The sequence below is a fragment of the Pantoea cypripedii genome (assembly GCF_011395035.1).
Classification (GTDB): Bacteria; Pseudomonadota; Gammaproteobacteria; order Enterobacterales; family Enterobacteriaceae; genus Pantoea; species Pantoea cypripedii_A.
In genome coordinates this window covers 340827-358128 of the sequence record NZ_CP024770.1, presented here as the reverse complement: position 1 = coordinate 358128, position 17302 = coordinate 340827, and the positions used below count along the sequence as shown (strand labels likewise).

Here is a 17302-nt window from a genome sequence, read left to right as displayed (position 1 = left end):
CATGAAAAAAGTAACCTTCACACTCTCTATACTCGGCGCACTGCTAAGTGGTTGCGCAGAACATAACTTACCGCAGACCACGGAAACCGTGTCCCTGCATTCTCCCGAAAGTATGGCCGCCCGTCTGGTGCAGCTGGACCGTGAACGCGTCGACCATCCGAACAATATCTCGCTGCGAGCAGAACAGACCGATCTGACCAACCAGCTTATCGCCAGCTACCTCCGACAGGCTGAAGTCGCTGTGCGGAGGAATAATTACGAACTTGCGGCAGAGAACTGGAAAAGTGCCCTGCTGTATCAGCCAGGCAACCTGCGCGCTCAGCAGGGATTGCGCAAAATTAATGCCTGGCGTGCCGTGGATAAAACCTATCGCGAAGCGGTGAAGCTCAGCACCAAAGACCCGGAACTGGCATTACGCAAAGTGAAGCAGGTACTGGAGGAAGATCCCAACTGGCCACAGGGGCGCGCATTGCGTGACCATCTGCTGCGCGAGATTTCGATGATGAACCAGCCAGCAAAACGTCTTAGCCGTGAGCTGCAAAAGCCGATTTCACTGAATTACCGCCAACATAATCTGATGGCCATTTTTAGTAGTATCAGCCAGATGACCGGTGTGAATATCATCTTTGATAAAGACGTTTCCAGCAGTGCCACCACCAGCATCATTGCCAAAGACACGACCGCCGAAGATGCGATTGATGTTTTGCTGATGTCAAACAACCTGCGTAAAAAGGCGCTGAATGCCAATACCTTACTGATCTATCCGGCTACCGCGCAGAAGGAAAAGGTTTACCGTGAAATCGTGGTCAAAACCATTTTTCTCGCCTATGCCAAGGCAAAAGATGTCAATGTTGCCCTGCGCAATCTGGTGAAACTGAAAGATGTCCACGTTGATGAACGAACCAACTCAGTCACCATTCGCGGTTCGGAAGAAAGCGTCGACAAAGCAGAACGTTTGCTGGTCACTCTTGATCGTCCGGAAGCCGAGGTCACGCTGGCCGTGGAAGTGCTGGAAGTGAATACCGAAGATGTCCAGAAACTGGGTATGACCCTGCCTCAGCACGCTGGTGTTTCGTTCGGAAAAGTGGGCGAAGATTCCACCTCAAGCAATACCAACAGCAAGCTTCCCCTGAGCGCCCTGAGTCCCCGTAACATGCTGGTGAGCATTGATGGCATGTCGCTGGATATGAAACAAGTGCTGAGCCATGCCAAAGTGCTGGCAAGCCCGCGGATCCGCGTTAAAAACAATAAAAAAGCCCTGGTGGATATTGGCCAGAAAATCCCGGTGCTGACCAGCAACGCCAGTTCTGATGGCTTCCTGTCGCAAAAAGTTGAATATCAGGATGTGGGTATGAAACTGGAAGTTACGCCGGATATCAGCATGGATGACAACATTTCGATGGAAGTGAAGTTTACCTTAAGCAGCCTGGGTACGCCGCAGCCGGGTAAAGATGGGGCGGTTTACTACAGCACCAACAGCCGTGAAGCCAACACCGTGCTGAGCAGTAGCAACGGTGAAACGCAGATGCTGGCCGGGTTGATCAAACAGGAAGATATCGACCTTGATAGCGGCGTACCTTACCTCAGTAAAATCCCGGGTATCGGCCGCCTCTTCTCAAATAAAGGCGATGAGAAGAAACGTACCGAAGTGATTCTGCTGATCACCCCGACCATTGAGCGCAACCTTGATCTGCCAGGCAGCCATGTCAGCACCATCGATATGGGCACCGATGAGTTAACGGGTGAGAATTTGCAACTGCGTGGCGCAGCGCCTGAACACATCATTCCTAACTTTGAGGCCCCACGCCTGGCACCCCCTGCTCAGTTCCCTGACCATTCTGCTGGCTTGCCTCCGCCGGTGATTAAAAATGAGCAGGCACATTACGGGACTGAGTAATGCAGCGGCAACGTGGGTTTACCCTGATTGAGATGATGGTCACCCTCGCACTACTGGGGACGCTGGCAGCTGCCGCGACCCCACTGGTGCAGCGCTATCATCAGCAACGTCAGGAAGAGGAGTTACGTGACGCCCTGCGTGAAATTCGCACCGCCATTGATCTCTACAAACAGGCGACAGCTGAAGAACGCATTGAGAAAAAGTCCGATGCATCAGGCTATCCGCCCTCACTTAATATTCTGGTGGAAGGGGTGAAGGACAAACAATCGCCCAAAGGCAGCAAAATCTATTTTCTGCGTCGTATTCCACGTGATCCGATGTGTGATTGCGATGGACGTAAAGACGAAGAGACCTGGCGTCTGCGCGCCGCCGATCAACCGCCAGGTGAATTTACGGGTGGTAAGGATGTTTATGATATCAGCTCCAGTAGCCGGGCCAACGGTCTGAATGGGGTGCCCTATGCGCAATGGTGAGAAAGGGTTTACGCTGATTGAGCTGCTGGTGGTAATGGCGATCATTGCCACCCTGATGACGCTGGTCGCCCCGCGTTTCTTTCAGCAAATCGACCGTTCAAAAACGGTGGTACTGGAGCACAACCTGAATACGCTGCGCAGTGCGATCGATAATTTCCGGCGCGACCGTCTCACGGGCCCGTATACATTACAGGACCTGGTGGAAGCCGGTTATCTGCGTCAGCTACCGCTGGACCCCGTCGCCAACAGCCGTGATAACTGGGAAGCCATCACCGATGAAGAGGGACAGATTCTGGATGTGGACTCCCCTTCACTAAGCCATCCGAATCAGCAACATGACGATGATGAATAACCTTCGCAAACAGCAAGGCGGGTTTACCTATCTGCTGCTGCTGATTGCGCTGTCTGTACTGGCGATGGCTCTGCTCAAGAGCACCGATGAGATCACCATGCGTTACCGTGAACGGCAGGAAAAGGAATTGCTGTTTCGCGGTGAGCAAATTCGTGCCGCGATTGCTTCCTATCGTGCGGTAGGCCATGGCTGCTTTCCAACGGATTTTGCGCAGTTGCTCGATGACGAGCGGGGTATGAAGCCCGTCTACCATTTACGGCAACACTATCGCGATCCACTGACTAACCAGGAAACGTGGGCAATGCTTTACGATCCCGATGGTCGCTGGATCGGTGTGACCAGCGCTGGCAATGGCACGCCGCTACGTAAGGCTGGTTTTAGTGAGGAAGCGGTTGAATTCAGCAAAGCGAAGACATATCAGGACTGGAAATTCACCGTAAAAAGCGACCTGAACGCACCACTGCCCACCGCCTGCGGCCGGTAAGCCCGGCAGTGCCGACTGGATACGCATCAATCAAGCACAGTCAACCCAATAAACTCCAAATTATTCCTGAAAAAATGCCTTTTCCATGGCTGTAATCCTGATTATTAGAAGATATACCTGATAATTAAATCACTCCAATTCTTTCCAAAAAATCAGTCTGTTAATGTTTTCTCACCTTTACGGAATGACCGGTATTGCGAATGAACGCCGTCCCTACACCTCACGATGCATTGTTTAAACAGTTTTATGACTCACCGTCGCATGGTGTTTCAGGAGGTGCTTCTGAAACATATCCAGCCACCCGCCCTGGCGCAGAAAAAACCACAATTAGAGGGAAGGATGATGACTATTGCAGAGCGTTTACGTGAGGAAGGGATGAAGGAAGGCTTGAAGGAAGGCCGTGAAATAGCACGTAAAGAACACAATGAGCAACTGGCTCGCCTGATGATATCCAAAAAGTATGATTTAGCCAGCATTATGGAGTTAACGGGCATGACAGAAAGCGAATTAAAAAAGCTTCAGTGCTGAGGATAGCAACTTCCGTGCAATATTCCTTCGGACATGTCGCACCTGGCATCTTCTCGTTTTACCGGTGCGACATCTATTATTTTTCGACCATACCCTGTGAATCTGGATTCTCATTGAATTAGAATATATTTCTTATAAAATTCACATCAAAACGGGTTTCATTTACTGGCAAAATCGGTTCTATCTTTTCCCGATATGTTTTTTATTATGCATGGCCGTATCACCAAACTCATCCCTGACAATTTTTTCTACCGCCCGGGCAAAGACAGAATGCACTTCCTGACTTGGGTGTGATTTGTCATTAAAGAAGTTCTCATGATCAATGGTACATTTCTTTCCTTTATCGCGTAAAGAAACATACCCGCCATTAAAAAATGCCTTTTCGAGATCGTAATTAACGTATTTGGCCACCTCCATGATTTTACTCATGATTGCATGGGTGTCGATATAAATAATTTTCACCTGCGGATTTTCGCGCTGCACGTCGTTCACCATGCCTTTTAAAGCATTGTTATGCTTTTCAGATACAGCATGCATCATTGTTCTGTATTCTTCATTTTGTTCATGAGCATAAGGAGTGAGCGATAAATCAGGCATTCCCATAATCACGATGTTGCTGACTTTGTTATCTATCATTCTCTGCACCTGCTTTTTCTGACCAGAGACAACGCAGGTAACATCTGTCTTGCCAAAAGTCATATAATCATTCGCACCAAGAAAGATAAATACCAGTGCGTCCTCTCCGGGTGCTGACTTTTTAGTCTGAGTTTCAAGATTAGAGACAAATAAAAAAGCAGGATTTCCAATGACAGGAATACCGGAGTAGTTCGCCGACACCGCACCACCCTCAGCAACATTGTAACAAGGTAAGCTCAGGTATTTTGCCAAAAATTTTACCCATGTATAGCCGTTGGTAAATTTCCCATCAATAAATTGCGGATCGGATGGCAAGATTTCGTGTGTTTTTTTATACATTAAACCATTTTCGTCGGACAGGCTGTCTCCATTGACAACGATTTTCTTTACTGATCCAAAGTTGTTCTTTCTGGTGTCTGCTTTGAAAGCTGTCTGCAGTTGCTGAACTCGCATTTTCTCATCCTCAGAATGGAAAATTGTGTCCGGTAACACCTGGCTATTAATCACTTCTGCCAGCAGAAATTTCCCTTTCCCACTTTCGCCATCCACTTCATCAGCTGAGGAGAGGTTGGTGTTTAAAATAGCCTGGCCATTGAAGTTTATCGATGTCATAAAAAGAAATACCTCTGCGTTATTATTTTTTAATAACTATACCAAACGGAGGCATACCGACTTATGACATTTATGGAATATTCCCGTGAAAAACATTAAATAAAATCAATCACATCATAAGATGATTTTCTCCGGCTTGTGATTATCCGTCACTCATTAACTTAGGTCCCTACAACCTTCGACCAGCCCGATTCGCAGGGTAAACGTCGGGCGGTCAGAGTGGTGAGAATATGATTCAGGAAAACATCGGCTCTCTGACCTGAACGCCTGTTACTTCGATGCGATTATAAATCTGCACTTTAAGGACCTCCAGTTGTTCCATCACGGCCCTCATGCCGTTCAGATAGGTCCACAATTTATAATGGGATTTGTCCGCCGGATTATCATCGAAGTCAGGCAATGTCACATTCCTTCCCATCGATGTGGCATTACAATGCGTTGCAAAAATTCCTTTACGGGCCGGAGCACCAATACGGATCACCTCAGCATCATTTTTCAGATTCTCACAGGCGGTGCGCAGCAGGATATTCCCCTCTTTAGCAACCTTAATAATACGTTTATATTCTCTGATCTGATCTCTTATCTGATTATCTCCCGGCACTATTGGCGCTTCCGCCAGTTCAACTTCCATACGGTTTACTTCAATCAGTTTCTCATCCAGAGCAGCAATATTCGCGTTAATTTTTACCACTGTCTCATGACAATTACGCAGGCAGGTTTCATCGCCATAAGTTTGCAAGCGGGTACGCAACTGAAGATCCACCAGCCTGTTGTTATTGAAAATTGATTCACACTGCGTACTTTCATAGGATTGAGACGGTATACACTTCCGGATATCATCAACATAATGCTGAACCCGTCGTATGCATTCACCAACATGAGCATGTTTTGCCCTCAAAACGATTCTCTGCTGGCTGGTATCTTTTCGCATTCTTATGCGGCTTTGCGTCACCGGGAGATATTTCATTTTTGGCGGGAAACGCCCATTATCTGTCTGAGTTAGCTCCCCAGGCTTGACCAATAAGGGATTATTTTCCAGCGAAAGTGCCTCCCCTGTTGCCTTTTCCCGGTTAAAAACCAATCCTGCGTTCGCTAAGAGCAGGGACAGAAAAAACCAGCGGGTCAGATTGGGTTTTGAAAAAAGAAGTCGGGGTTGTGCAGTAACATCATGATAGTCTGAAGATATATTAAAAGGCTCATTGGAGAGCAGATTAATTTCAGCTGAAAAACAGGCACGCTCAGCTTCTGCTACCTTTTCCTGTTTTTTTTAGCGACAAATTCACACTTTCAAATGTTCTAAAGCAAGTATTGTTTACGTATGGCATAACGCCTTCCTTATTGTCAGTCTATGAGCTTACATATATTACTATGTATAGACTTTAATCAAGATTTGGCAATTCCCGCATGAAAATAGAAAAATAAAACCCCGGGCGATGAAGTAGCAACACCCGGGGTTTATTTCACACTGGAGGATATAACTTACGGCTAAATCTTTCCCTGCCAGCGACGGTCACGCTTATTTCGTCAGGTTCCAGGCTTCATGCCACGCCCAACCAGCACCAGGCTCATAGACACTTGCCAGGCCGCACCAGCCGTTGCGTCCGTTGTCACCGCGGCATTCATAAATGCTGCCATCGCGACCCAATACTTTATCCCCCGCTGCGTAGGCTTTACCCAACACCCAGCCAGCGACCTGCCCTGGCTCTTCCGGTTCCGTACTGCTCGCACGATGGATGATCACGACCGATGCTGGCAGGGAGTTCTGCTTACCGTCATTTACCGTCAGCTGAAACTGCAGATTGTCTGACTGGCTGGTTTTGTCCAGATTGAAAGTAGCCTGAACTTTATCCGCGTTCACCAGTTGAACGGTTTTACCTGTCAGCTGTATCCATTTATAGGTCAGCTGCTCACCTTCAGGATCGACCGAACCTGAACCATCCAGCGTCACACGACCTTCCGTCAGATCTTTCGGTGTGGCAGTAGCAGCCGCAACGGGCGGCAGATTTTCGGCACCCTGCTCAGCCTGATGCTTAATAGTAAACTCGAACGGTGCGGATTCTTTTTCACCATCGTTCACCGTCAGACGGAAACGCAGACTCTGATCCTGAGCGGCGCTGTTCAGCGAGAAAGAGGCTTTCATCTGAGTGCTGTTAACCAGTGTCACCACCGGGCCAGACAACTGTTCCCATTTGTAAGTCAGCGGGCTTCCTTCCGGATCCGATGACGCAGAGCCATCCAGTTCAACATGATCTGCCGCACCCACCACCACAGCAGGATAGTTTGCTCGTGCCACAGGAGCCTGGTTAATCGTACCCTGAGCAGCATTGTCTGCGGCTTCTTTCATGGCGTTGATATAGCTTACCTGCTCAGCGTTACCATATTGCGGGTTGGTACCGGCCAGTGACCAGGCAAAGAAACCGCCATACCCTTCGCGGGCCTGCCAGGCACTGCGATTCAGGTTGGTCTGGTAATCTTCATAGTACCTGCCTTCAGGTCCCCATTGACTGTTAATGGTATTCCCCAGGATAACTTTTGCTTTATTGCCAACGGCACGCGCATAGTTGGCCATGGCTACGTCGTATTTGAAGCGCGGGCCTGCGTCATAAGCCATCACGTTGAACAAATCGAAGACATCTTTACCGCCATGCAGGATGGGCAGCACAGTGCCATGATGCTGTGAGCGCCCTGGTTCAACAAAAGAACAGTTCTCAAAGACCGTCGGATCTTTGCACTCCACCGGATCGGCACCCGTATGATAGGTGGTCAGAATCATCATTTTTTTCGACGGCAGACCCGCGATTTTCTGACGCAACAGTTTAGCCAGCTGGAGCAGGTCATCATTTTCTTTTTCAGTCAGCGGCTGAGCTTTCTCAAAATCGAAATCGATGCCATCAATTTGCGTGGTGCCGGTTTGTGTGTAGGTTGATCCTACCATCTGATACACCGGGAAATTAGTTTGCAGCAGCGCAGCCAACCCGCTGGCAATTTTTTCACGACTTTCTGGCGTATTCATTACGCCCCAGATGTGTTCATAGGTCTCACCACCAAAAGCGATCAGAACCTTGTTATTCTGGTTATTTGTTTTGAACTGTGTCCAGACTTTATAAGAGAGGGGAACATTATAGATATCAGAGGGAATACTTGCGATTTGGTCTGAAGACTGAATATTGCCGTTTGCATCCCACTGACCGAAGGCCAGCAGTAATGTATCGACTTTTGTCGCTGCCATCTCCTCTTCCATTCCCCAGTTGACACCCCAGGAGGCCAGATAACTGATAGAACGATTATTATCAGCCGCAACAGCAGACTGCGCCAGTAAAGCACCGGCAATAAGCAGTGGTAACGCAAGTTTTTTCACAATCAGAGATCCTTTATATATACAAAAAAATAGTCAGCCATGCAGCCAGATGTAACGGCATACTTAGATTTTATTTTAATGTGTTACAAATTTTAATCTTTGCGATATAAAGAACTCTTTACCAGGACTCCCAGCCAGATTAATAAGAAGTTTCTCGTCTCAGTGATTAACCGAATAATAATCGAATATCATTAATGATAAATCAGCATCCAGCCAAGGGCAGCGATGATTGGATAAGGGCCAAAAGCAAAAGGCTGGCTCACTTTCACCCGCAGCAACACCAGTGCCGAGATAATCGCCAGCAGTGAGGAAACGCTAAAGAGCGTGAACAGGGGCTCTATCCCCAGCCATGCGCCCAACCCGGCGAACAGTTTCATATCTCCCATCCCCATGCCCTCATAACCACGCCACCAGCGGAACAAAGACGACAGGCACCAGGGTAAGCCAAAACCTAATGCTGCCGCGACGGCCGCCATAGTAAAATCAATCCTCGCCTCGCCGCTGGCAGCGAACAACAGCGCCAATGCCAGCAGCGGTAACGTCAGGCGGTCAGGCAGCAGCTGGGTTTGCAGGTCGATAAACAGCAGCGGTATTAAAAGTGAAATCACCAGCAAATCAAACACAGCGGGCGGCGTAATACCCTGTCGCCATGTCACCAGCGCGAAAAGTAACGCCATCAACCCTTCGACCAGGGGGTAGCGCCATGAAATTGGTTGCTGACAATGCGCGCAGCGTCCCCGCAACAGGCACCAGCTTAGCAGCGGGATATTTTGCCAGGCGCGGACCGGTTGATGGCAATGAGGGCAGTGCGAGGCAGGCCATGACAGTGACAACGGCTCACCCATGAGTATCTTCGGTAAACGATAGATCACCACATTACAAAAGCTGCCAATCACCGCCCCCAGAATGGCAAAAAAGGTTACCAGCATCGTAAATCCCCTCCATTCTTTGATTGATGACCGCCGCGTTTCTGTATCGATTTTAACAGGTTATCAGGGTTAATTCTGTCGCCATCCACGCGATAAGCAGAACACCTCTCTGAGTTTTCTTACCCGTACTAAAGAATCCTCTTGTTAGAGCAGTTATCTTTCCCCGCATCAGGTGAGTGCTGTCGCACCACCGCTACCTTTCCTGGAGAATTAAATGAAAGCACGTATCGTGATTGCCGATGAACACACCATTATTCGTCGTGGCGTGATGTCCATGATCACTAATATGCCACCCGCTGCTAACGAGAGTCTGGAAAAGCCGGACTTCACTGTACTGGGTGATACCGCTTCCCCCTCAGAATTGATGTCGCTGCTTTCACATAACCAGGTTGATATTCTTTTTCTCGGCTTTTCACTCTCCACCCATTTGAGTCAAAACCCGATCAGCGGTATGGACGGCGTCTCTTTGATTAAATGGATCAGCCGCAAATATCCCGCGATGAAAATCGTGGTGATTTCACCGTTTAAAAACACGTTATTGATCCGCATGGCCCTTGAAGCCGGAGCCAAAGGTTATATCAGCCGTGATACCTGTGAAAAAACCTTATTGCGCACCCTTAACTCGGTGCTTAACGGTGAAGTGTATATCGAGCGTGAATTAATGGATTCCATGTTCCGTCGCGATAATCATGCCATGGGTGGTGCGGAGTTATCACCGCGTGAAATTGATGTATTACGTATGTTATGCAAGGGGCTGTCACTTACCGATATTTCAGTCCAGATGAACCTCAGCAATAAAACCGTCAGTGCACATAAATTACGGGCAATGGATAAGCTGGGCGTAAAAAGTGACTGTCAGCTCTACTGTCTGATGGCAAAAACACAAATGTTTGATATTGCGATTTAACACAGCAGAAACGTAACTATCTGACATATCTGCGTGGAGAATCAAATGAAAAAAAATATCGTTATTGCCGATGAACATATCCTGATTCGGCGTGGCGTAACGGCAATGATCACTGAACTGTCCCCCGATGCTAACAATGCTTTTTCCAAATCGGCGTTCAGCGTCGTGGCAGATACCGCATCACCTTCACAGCTGATGACGCTGCTGGCGGATAATCAGGTCGACATCCTGTTTGTTGGCTTCTCACTGGCGACGTTGCAAAGTACACCGGCTGACAGTGAATTGCCTAAGGAAGCCTTGCTGAAAGGGATTAGCCGCCTGTATCCCGCCATGAAAACGGTGGTGATCTCACCCTATAAGAATGCCCTGCTGGTGCGTAACGCTCTGGAAGCCGGAGCCATGGGTTATATCGGCCGTGACAGCTGTGAAAAAACGCTGCAGAGAACGCTCCATTCCGTCATGAACGACAGGGTTTATGTTGAACGGGAACTGATGGCGTCATTATTCCGTCGTGATAACGGTTCATTGACCGGAATGGCACTGACAAAGCGGGAAACTGAAGTTTTACATAGTTTGTATCAGGGATTGCTACAGCCTGAAATTTCAACTCAATTGAATCTCAGCAATAAAACCGTAAGTGCACATAAGATGCATGCGATGGCAAAACTCAATGTAAAAAACGAGTGTCATCTTTACTGCTTAATGGCAATCGCCCAGATGTTCGATGCATCCGTTTAAAACGGAAAACGGTAATGTTAAACCGGGTTTCGCAGGAAAAATGATGAAATACAGAATTATTATCGGATCACTTGCCGCTGCGAGCACTTTATTGTTCTCAGTTAACAGCAACGCAGTGGTTATTAACCATTCGACGTTTTTAAACAATGGCGGCAATCTGGCTAATATTCATAGCACGCTGGAAGATGCCTATACCCCGTTGCGCGCAAAAAGTTATTCCCCACGTTTTGACGCGATAGGTAAGATTTATGCCTGCACCGCTACCTGGCTTGGGGACAGTAAAGACGGGAAAAAAGCGTATATTCTGACTGCCGCCCATTGTGCTGAATTCCATGATCCTTCCGCGTCTTCCGGCAGCTATACCGGACAATTTCGCGATCGGCATAATCGGGTTATTGCAGAGAATGGCACCTATTATCTTGGACCTTACCGCATTCAGCGTCCGGCAGGATTTGGTGGCGCCTCCACGGATATTGCGATACTGGCCTTGAATAAAAAAGCCAATATGCTGGACGATCATGGTAAAGCCATCAACCCGCCGTGGATATATGACGGTGTGGCGGAGAAAGGGGCACGCATCAGTATGGTTGGCTACGGTAACTGGGGAACCGGTGAAGTTTCGCCGCAAAGCACCCCGGATGGAGAGCAATTTGTCCCGGACCATGGCACCCTGCGGGCATGGGGAGAAAGTTATGTCGATGCGATCTGGGAGAAAGATCATGGGATGAGCGCCCCATACCATCCTGAGCATGATGCCAAAGCCTGGGCCCGCCTCGCGCCTGGCGACAGCGGTGCCGCCTGGTGGCAGCAACATCAGGGATTCTGGAGCGTGGTTGGCGTGACCAACAGCGGTTCGATGCATTCGTCCAATGCAGCACGTACCAGCCAGTATGTTCACTGGATCAAAAGCGTCTACCCTGAAGCACGCACCCTGAGCGGGATGACGACGATTAATGCGCGGGAGATACTGACACTGCCAGACCTGTCAAAAGAAACGGCTGAAGGGTCAGTCGCTTATACCGTGCCGAAGCAAAGCAATGCCAGTGGTCCGACGGTAATTGACTGGGACTTAGGCCCGGGCTTCAGCGAGATACAGCTCAATTTAAAAGAGGTCACCAGCGGGAAACGCTATCAGGTTACGCTGCGGGCGTGGCGTGATGTGGGATGCGGCAAGGCCCCCATCAACACCGCTGTCAGCTGCGGGGATAAGCAGAGCAACCTGGTGATGAAATATTATCCGGAGGATAATCAGCAACTGCCTCCAGGACATTATAAAGGCGTATTTTATGTGCAGGCCCAGGGCTGGCATGATAAAAGCTATACTAATCGGCTGACGTTAATGGCGGATATTGATAACCGCTAATAAAAGATAAAACAGGCGCGGAAAGAATGATTATCTGCGCCTGTATCCAGATCCAGAGGAAAGCAACGGATTTATATACTTCAATCCTCACGCGTCATCATTCTGTTAACGACTTCGTCAGGATAACCATACTCTACCCGCATTTCTTCACCAGCTTTAATATTGACGATAGCAAAAAAACAGGGCCAGAGAATATGTTCTCCCTCTTCCGAGATAACAGAAACACTGGCCAGAATAACGTTATAGCCAGACTTAGCTTCATACCATCCCCTTGTCTCTTCGTATTCAAAAATGCTATTCACCCGGGATAAGGTGCCATCACCGACTAACTTACCTGTAATAAACTTATGGTGTGTACGAACGTGCAGTTCAACACCATACACTTCCCGATCTTTTTGCGAAAAACGGTGATGATTGTCACTGACAACACCCTCACCGGCATAAATCCCAATGGCTTGCCCCGCCAGAATATCCTCATTAGCAAACACTGAATGCTGCCCAACAAGCCGTAATTCTGCATACCTGCGCGCCTCTGATATCCCCGCAGATATATCCCCTTCCGTAAAGGTTCTGACCTCCATAAGACTGTTATAAAAATGACAACGTTGTTCAGGCGTATACTCCGGGGAGTAGAATTTTTCAGCACTCTGAAAATCCAGCTGTAAACCTTTTCTTTCTCGTGGAACGTTATAAGAAAAACAAGATCCCCTGTAAGGGAAGACTGGCTCTGGCTGGCCATATATCCTGCAGGGATAATATCCATCATTCCGGGGGTAATATTGAAAATCGTAAACATTCCCTTCCTTACAACTTCCAGGTGGCCATTCTTTTTTCTCTTCCGGCGTAATTATTGTTGAATGCATTGATGCCTGTACACCATTGATCATTTCAAGTCCCTTTAGGCTGGTTGAAGATTCATTCAGAGAGGACGTGCTATCCCCGGAAAATATCGCATTGCTTTGACCTGAGCACCATGGCAGCGGCCTGATATCGCGTAATATCACGACCGTGAAGCTGTGAACTCTGCTATATAATATGAAGTACGCCATTGGATGATTGATCGAATGAAAAAAACTGTCCTGATTGCGGATGATCACCCGGTTTATCTGCTGGGGTTGCGCACTCTGCTGCAAACGCGTCACGACCTGTACCAGATCGTGCATGAAGCCACCAGCGCTGATGAACTGATGGCGCAGCTGGCACAACAACCGGTCGATATCATTATCACTGACCTCAGCATGCCCGGTGTGGACTCTCCTGATGGTCTGGCGATGATTCAGGCCCTGATGCGACGCTATCCGCAAAGTATGGTGGTGGTCATCACGATGATCAGCAATCCGGAACTGCTGTCGGCGCTGCGACGCCAGGGTGTCCATGCCGTGCTGAGTAAAAACAGCCTGTCCACGGAGCTGATTAAAACATTACGCCGTCCACGCCAGCAGCAGACCGAGGCTGTCAAACCCGAAGCCCACTTAACCCAGCGTGAAATTGAAGTGCTGCGCCTGTTGTTGCGCGGCCTCACCGTGAACCAAATCGGTGAGCAACTTAACCGCACCAAACAAACCATCAGCACACAAAAAAACAGTGCCATGCGCAAGCTCGGGGCCACTAACGATTATGAACTTTTTCAGTGCGCACAAAGCCTGGGACTGGGCAGCTAACTTTTGCTGGCTGCTGCTACTGTGTTCGCTGACCAGCCAGGCCGCCGCGCTGCGTATTGGTTTACTCAGCGAAGCCCCGCCATTTATTCAGCAAAACACAACGGCCGGTATTCTGGCTGATGAGGCCAATATCTTGTTTAAGGGTGCCGAAGCACCAAAACTGATACGGCTGAATACCCCACAGGACGCTCTCGCGGCGTTGAATCAAAAGCAGATCGATCTGCTGATTTCTGCCGCACCACCGGCGACAACGTTACGTGCCAGCGACCCGCTGCTGACCTTTCCCCTGAGCAGATTGCAGGCCAGCAGCCAGGCGGGGGGCGTTACGCTGCGTTTTCCTGCCATCCCCGAAAACGCCGCACTGTCTGACACCCAGCCCGGTGCCGCGACCTTAAATGAAAATATCCAGCGGCTGATGCGTGGCGAAGCCCGGCAATTAGTTGCTCCCACGTTCCTCCTGAATCAATATTTTTTCAATGCACCGGTCACGACGCTTGAGGTGGAGCCTGCCACCAATCTGCCAACGCTACATTTCTTTGCCTGGGCTTTGCCTGCACGCCAAACGTTAATTGCCGAGGTCAATCAGCGTATTTCGTCATTGAACCAGGAGGATGCCAGCCGACTGGAAAGAAAATGGCTGTTGCCTGCAGGCAGCGTATTCAGCGCCCGTTACCCGCCGACGGCAGAACTGGCCCCGCAAATTGAATTACAGGTCGTCTTACCGGATGCCCCGCCTCCCTGGGTACAAATCAACGAAGTGGGAGAAATTCGTGGCATCTGGTACAACCTGCTGTCGGAGATGTTCCCGCCGAGCAGATTTACCCTGACCTTTGCGTTGCAAACGCCAGCCCAGGGCAATCCTGATGCCCCCATTAACCTGCAAATTATTGCTGATGATGCATCGCCCGATCCCTTAGCCGTGCCTTTTGATGCGCTCAACTGGGGCATTGTCAGCGCCCAGAATACCCCTTTGCCAGGCGCAATCGCCGCCCTGAAAGATAAACGCATTGCTGTACTGCGTTACTCACCTTTGTTGCAACAGCTGGGAAATCGTTTACCTGCGGAAAACCTGGTATTAGTGGATTCCCTGGAGCAGGGTCTGACGCTGCTGCACGCAGGCGGCGCAGACGGTGTGATGGGGGAAATCTTCAGCCTGAGCTATGTGCTAAAACAACAAAATGAGCAGCAACTACGGCTGGCACCGCTGGATTTGCCCGAAACACCCCTGTGGTTCAACATCAGCGCCGCCGATACGCCTGAAACTCAGCGCGTGCGACAGGTGCTGGCCTCCTTTACCCGGGCCGAAGTGGAATCAAGCCGCGCCAGAAGCCTGCTGACGTTGCAGAACACCCATTTGTCAGGCAATAACCTGTGGCTGATAGCCCTTGGGATCGTCACGCTCAGTGCGGTGCTGCTGGCTTTGGTGGCGTTCAGCCTCGCTCAAACCCAACGCCGCCAGCGCGAACGGGATACTGCCGCGTTACACAATGCGTTAACGTTATGGCAAACCCTGATGAATAACGCGCCCGTCCCGCTCTTTGTCTGCGATCCCTCCGGCTCCCTGACACGTTTTAATGCCGCATTTCGCAGCTCGCCCTTTTTGCCACAAGTATTACCGGATGGGATACCCTTACCTGGCCTCCCGCTTGGTGAGATAGCCCGCCAGTTATCGCTGCCACAACGAATCACGCTGCTCAACTCCACTCAGCCCACCACGGGCGAAACCACTCTGGCAAATGGGGAAACCACCCTGTTTTGGTGGTTATGCAGCTATACGGATAACCGTGGCAGGCCTCATGGCATCGTCGGTGGATGGGTGGATATCAGTGAGAAAGCCGCCCTGACGCAGGCGCTGAACCAGGCTCTTTCACAATCAGAGCATGCCAGTGAGGAGAAATCTGCCTTCCTCGCCCGTATGAGCCATGATATCCGCACCCCTCTCAATGCGGTGCTGGGACTGCTGGAACTGGAGCGGGATAAAAACCAGAGCCTGGAGATCGCCTGGCAGGCCGCAGTCACCCTGCGCGATCTGATTGGCGATATCCTTGATCTGTCGCGTATCGAAGCGGGTGAATTGCAGCTGGATCTGGCACCGCACAACCTGTACCAGGCATTAACCGTCAGCGATGAGATGTTTGCACGCAATGCCAAAGCCAAAGGCTTAAACTGGCATAGCGAACTGGCGATCCCCACCACCCATCATTATCTGTTCGATAAAACCCGCCTGAGCCAGGTCGTCGCTAATTTGCTGAGTAACGCGATTAAATACACCCATCATGGCGAGGTGAGTTTTACCGCCCATGGCGAGGATGAGCACTTGATCCTCATCATCAGCGACAGCGGCATAGGCATTCCTGCTGAAGCACTTTCACAGCTGGGAGAAGCCTGGTTCCAGCTTGATCAGTCGACCCCGCAAAGCAGCGGTCTGGGCCTGGCTATCTGCTATCAGCTGGTGGCCTTAATGGCGGGTACACTGGATATCACCAGCACCCCGGGTCAGGGCACACGTGTTGAGGTCCGGCTGCCACTTGAACAGGCCGAAGACGTTGATAACGAGGCGGTTTCCCTTGCCGCCCCACTTCCGCAGCTGCAGGTCATGGTGGTGGATGATTTTGCCCCCAATCTCACCGTACTCCGTCTGCAGCTGGAAAAATTCGGCATGCAGGTAACATGCTGTGAGAGCGCCCGTGAAGCGCTCGACTTTCTTGCCAGCCAGTCGGTCGACCTTCTCATCACCGACTGTCAGATGCCGCTGATGGATGGTTATGCCCTGGTACAAACGCTGCTGATCCGCGAGTTACTGGGCCAGACCAAAGCCCCTGCGACGATTTTAGGTTGCACTGCCAATGCGTTACCACGCGAGGAAGAACGGGCGCGCCATGCCGGAATGGATGATCTGTTACGCAAACCGTTAACTGCCGCCCGGTTACTGCAGGCGTTAACCCAGCATAATCCGCTGACGCGCCAGATCCCGGATCTGCGCGCGTTATCTGAACTTGCCAATCAGCAACCTGAAGTGATTACCCGGATGCATCAGCAGATGCACGACGCAATCAGCAGTGACCTGGCATTACTCGCCGATACGCAGCCTTCTCATGATGACCTGAGCCGCATTGCCCATCGCCTGAAAGCCTCATGGAGCCTGCTGGGTGTGCCTGCGGCTTTTCGCGCGTGCCTGGTTTTGGAGTCCCTGAACGAATTACTGGCGAACGGGATGATCACGCAGCGGGACATCGTTGCTTTAGTCTCAGGCTTTACGCGGGTGATGCAGGAAAGTCTGGGGCAGCTGGATGCAGCTCTGGCCGCAGAGGTAAGGTAACGCGTCCTGGTTCAGGCACCAGGACGCCAAAAGGAGTGTGAGAGA

At 50.1% G+C, this 17302-nt stretch carries 15 protein-coding genes; 10 read left to right on the top strand and 5 right to left on the bottom strand.

Annotation, left to right across the window (positions count from 1 at the left end; genetic code table 11):
• The first annotated feature begins 1 nt into the window (after nucleotide 1).
• The 5 genes from CUN67_RS24865 to CUN67_RS24845 all read left to right on the top strand — a co-directional run bounded on the left by CUN67_RS24865 (nucleotide 2) and on the right by CUN67_RS24845 (nucleotide 3734).
• Nucleotides 2-1897: a secretin N-terminal domain-containing protein gene (locus CUN67_RS24865; protein ID WP_208718153.1), complete on the top strand. Its 1896-nt coding sequence runs from the start codon at nucleotides 2-4 to the stop codon at nucleotides 1895-1897.
• On the top strand, nucleotides 1897-2370 hold the full coding sequence (locus tag CUN67_RS24860; protein ID WP_208718152.1) for a type II secretion system protein: 474 nt from the start codon (nucleotides 1897-1899) through the stop codon (nucleotides 2368-2370). Before CUN67_RS24865 ends, CUN67_RS24860 begins: the two co-directional genes overlap by 1 nt.
• Nucleotides 2357-2722: a type II secretion system protein gene (locus CUN67_RS24855; RefSeq protein ID WP_208718151.1), complete on the top strand. Its 366-nt coding sequence runs from the start codon at nucleotides 2357-2359 to the stop codon at nucleotides 2720-2722. Before CUN67_RS24860 ends, CUN67_RS24855 begins: the two co-directional genes overlap by 14 nt.
• Nucleotides 2712-3206, top strand: coding sequence for a type II secretion system protein (locus CUN67_RS24850; protein WP_208718150.1), 495 nt, complete (start codon nucleotides 2712-2714; stop codon nucleotides 3204-3206). The genes CUN67_RS24855 and CUN67_RS24850 overlap by 11 nt, the downstream gene beginning before the upstream one ends.
• A 246-nt stretch (nucleotides 3207-3452) precedes the next feature.
• Nucleotides 3453-3734 carry an Rpn family recombination-promoting nuclease/putative transposase gene (locus CUN67_RS24845; RefSeq protein ID WP_208718149.1) on the top strand — a complete coding sequence of 94 codons (282 nt, stop codon included), beginning with the start codon at nucleotides 3453-3455 and terminating at the stop codon, nucleotides 3732-3734.
• A gap of 180 nt (nucleotides 3735-3914) precedes the next feature.
• Here CUN67_RS24845 and CUN67_RS24840 read toward each other — a convergent pair whose 3' ends face one another.
• The 4 genes from CUN67_RS24840 to CUN67_RS24825 form a co-directional block, all read right to left on the bottom strand.
• Nucleotides 3915-4982 (bottom strand): SGNH/GDSL hydrolase family protein, encoded by a 1068-nt coding sequence (locus tag CUN67_RS24840; RefSeq protein WP_208718148.1) that lies wholly within the window; start codon nucleotides 4980-4982, stop codon nucleotides 3915-3917.
• A 235-nt stretch (nucleotides 4983-5217) separates the two neighbouring features.
• Nucleotides 5218-6063 (bottom strand): hypothetical protein, encoded by an 846-nt coding sequence (locus CUN67_RS24835; protein ID WP_208718147.1) that lies wholly within the window; start codon nucleotides 6061-6063, stop codon nucleotides 5218-5220.
• Between the two features lie 435 nt (nucleotides 6064-6498).
• Nucleotides 6499-8340, bottom strand: coding sequence for a glycoside hydrolase family 18 protein (locus CUN67_RS24830; protein ID WP_208718146.1), 1842 nt, complete (start codon nucleotides 8338-8340; stop codon nucleotides 6499-6501).
• A 191-nt stretch (nucleotides 8341-8531) separates the two neighbouring features.
• Entirely contained in the window at nucleotides 8532-9269 is a 738-nt protein-coding gene (locus CUN67_RS24825; protein ID WP_208718145.1) for a prepilin peptidase, read from the bottom strand.
• Nucleotides 9270-9483: 214 nt separating this feature from the next.
• Here CUN67_RS24825 and CUN67_RS24820 point away from each other — a divergent pair, with 214 nt between their 5' ends.
• From CUN67_RS24820 to CUN67_RS24810, 3 genes are all read left to right on the top strand, one after another.
• Nucleotides 9484-10176 (top strand): LuxR C-terminal-related transcriptional regulator, encoded by a 693-nt coding sequence (locus CUN67_RS24820; protein ID WP_208718144.1) that lies wholly within the window; start codon nucleotides 9484-9486, stop codon nucleotides 10174-10176.
• A 45-nt stretch (nucleotides 10177-10221) separates the two neighbouring features.
• Nucleotides 10222-10914, top strand: coding sequence for a response regulator transcription factor (locus tag CUN67_RS24815; protein ID WP_208718143.1), 693 nt, complete (start codon nucleotides 10222-10224; stop codon nucleotides 10912-10914).
• A 115-nt stretch (nucleotides 10915-11029) separates the two neighbouring features.
• Nucleotides 11030-12277: a trypsin-like serine protease gene (locus CUN67_RS24810; RefSeq protein ID WP_217621316.1), complete on the top strand. Its 1248-nt coding sequence runs from the start codon at nucleotides 11030-11032 to the stop codon at nucleotides 12275-12277.
• Nucleotides 12278-12357: 80 nt separating this feature from the next.
• Here CUN67_RS24810 and CUN67_RS24805 read toward each other — a convergent pair whose 3' ends face one another.
• Nucleotides 12358-13164, bottom strand: coding sequence for a hypothetical protein (locus CUN67_RS24805; RefSeq protein WP_208718141.1), 807 nt, complete (start codon nucleotides 13162-13164; stop codon nucleotides 12358-12360).
• A 177-nt stretch (nucleotides 13165-13341) separates the two neighbouring features.
• Here CUN67_RS24805 and CUN67_RS24800 point away from each other — a divergent pair, with 177 nt between their 5' ends.
• Nucleotides 13342-13938 (top strand): response regulator transcription factor, encoded by a 597-nt coding sequence (locus tag CUN67_RS24800; RefSeq protein ID WP_208718140.1) that lies wholly within the window; start codon nucleotides 13342-13344, stop codon nucleotides 13936-13938.
• Nucleotides 13895-17257 (top strand): ATP-binding protein, encoded by a 3363-nt coding sequence (locus CUN67_RS24795; protein WP_208718139.1) that lies wholly within the window; start codon nucleotides 13895-13897, stop codon nucleotides 17255-17257. The genes CUN67_RS24800 and CUN67_RS24795 overlap by 44 nt, the downstream gene beginning before the upstream one ends.
• The last annotated feature ends 45 nt before the right edge of the window (nucleotides 17258-17302 follow it).

Coding starts and splice junctions, on each gene's coding strand:
- CUN67_RS24865 (WP_208718153.1), top strand. CDS start 2: ATGAAAAAAGTAACCTTCACACTCTCTATACTCGGCGCACTGCTAAGT.
- CUN67_RS24860 (WP_208718152.1), top strand. CDS start 1,897: ATGCAGCGGCAACGTGGGTTTACCCTGATTGAGATGATGGTCACCCTC.
- CUN67_RS24855 (WP_208718151.1), top strand. CDS start 2,357: ATGCGCAATGGTGAGAAAGGGTTTACGCTGATTGAGCTGCTGGTGGTA.
- CUN67_RS24850 (WP_208718150.1), top strand. CDS start 2,712: ATGATGAATAACCTTCGCAAACAGCAAGGCGGGTTTACCTATCTGCTG.
- CUN67_RS24845 (WP_208718149.1), top strand. CDS start 3,453: ATGACTCACCGTCGCATGGTGTTTCAGGAGGTGCTTCTGAAACATATC.
- CUN67_RS24840 (WP_208718148.1), bottom strand. CDS start 4,982: ATGACATCGATAAACTTCAATGGCCAGGCTATTTTAAACACCAACCTC.
- CUN67_RS24825 (WP_208718145.1), bottom strand. CDS start 9,269: ATGCTGGTAACCTTTTTTGCCATTCTGGGGGCGGTGATTGGCAGCTTT.
- CUN67_RS24820 (WP_208718144.1), top strand. CDS start 9,484: ATGAAAGCACGTATCGTGATTGCCGATGAACACACCATTATTCGTCGT.
- CUN67_RS24815 (WP_208718143.1), top strand. CDS start 10,222: ATGAAAAAAAATATCGTTATTGCCGATGAACATATCCTGATTCGGCGT.
- CUN67_RS24805 (WP_208718141.1), bottom strand. CDS start 13,164: ATGATCAATGGTGTACAGGCATCAATGCATTCAACAATAATTACGCCG.
- CUN67_RS24800 (WP_208718140.1), top strand. CDS start 13,342: ATGAAAAAAACTGTCCTGATTGCGGATGATCACCCGGTTTATCTGCTG.
- CUN67_RS24795 (WP_208718139.1), top strand. CDS start 13,895: ATGAACTTTTTCAGTGCGCACAAAGCCTGGGACTGGGCAGCTAACTTT.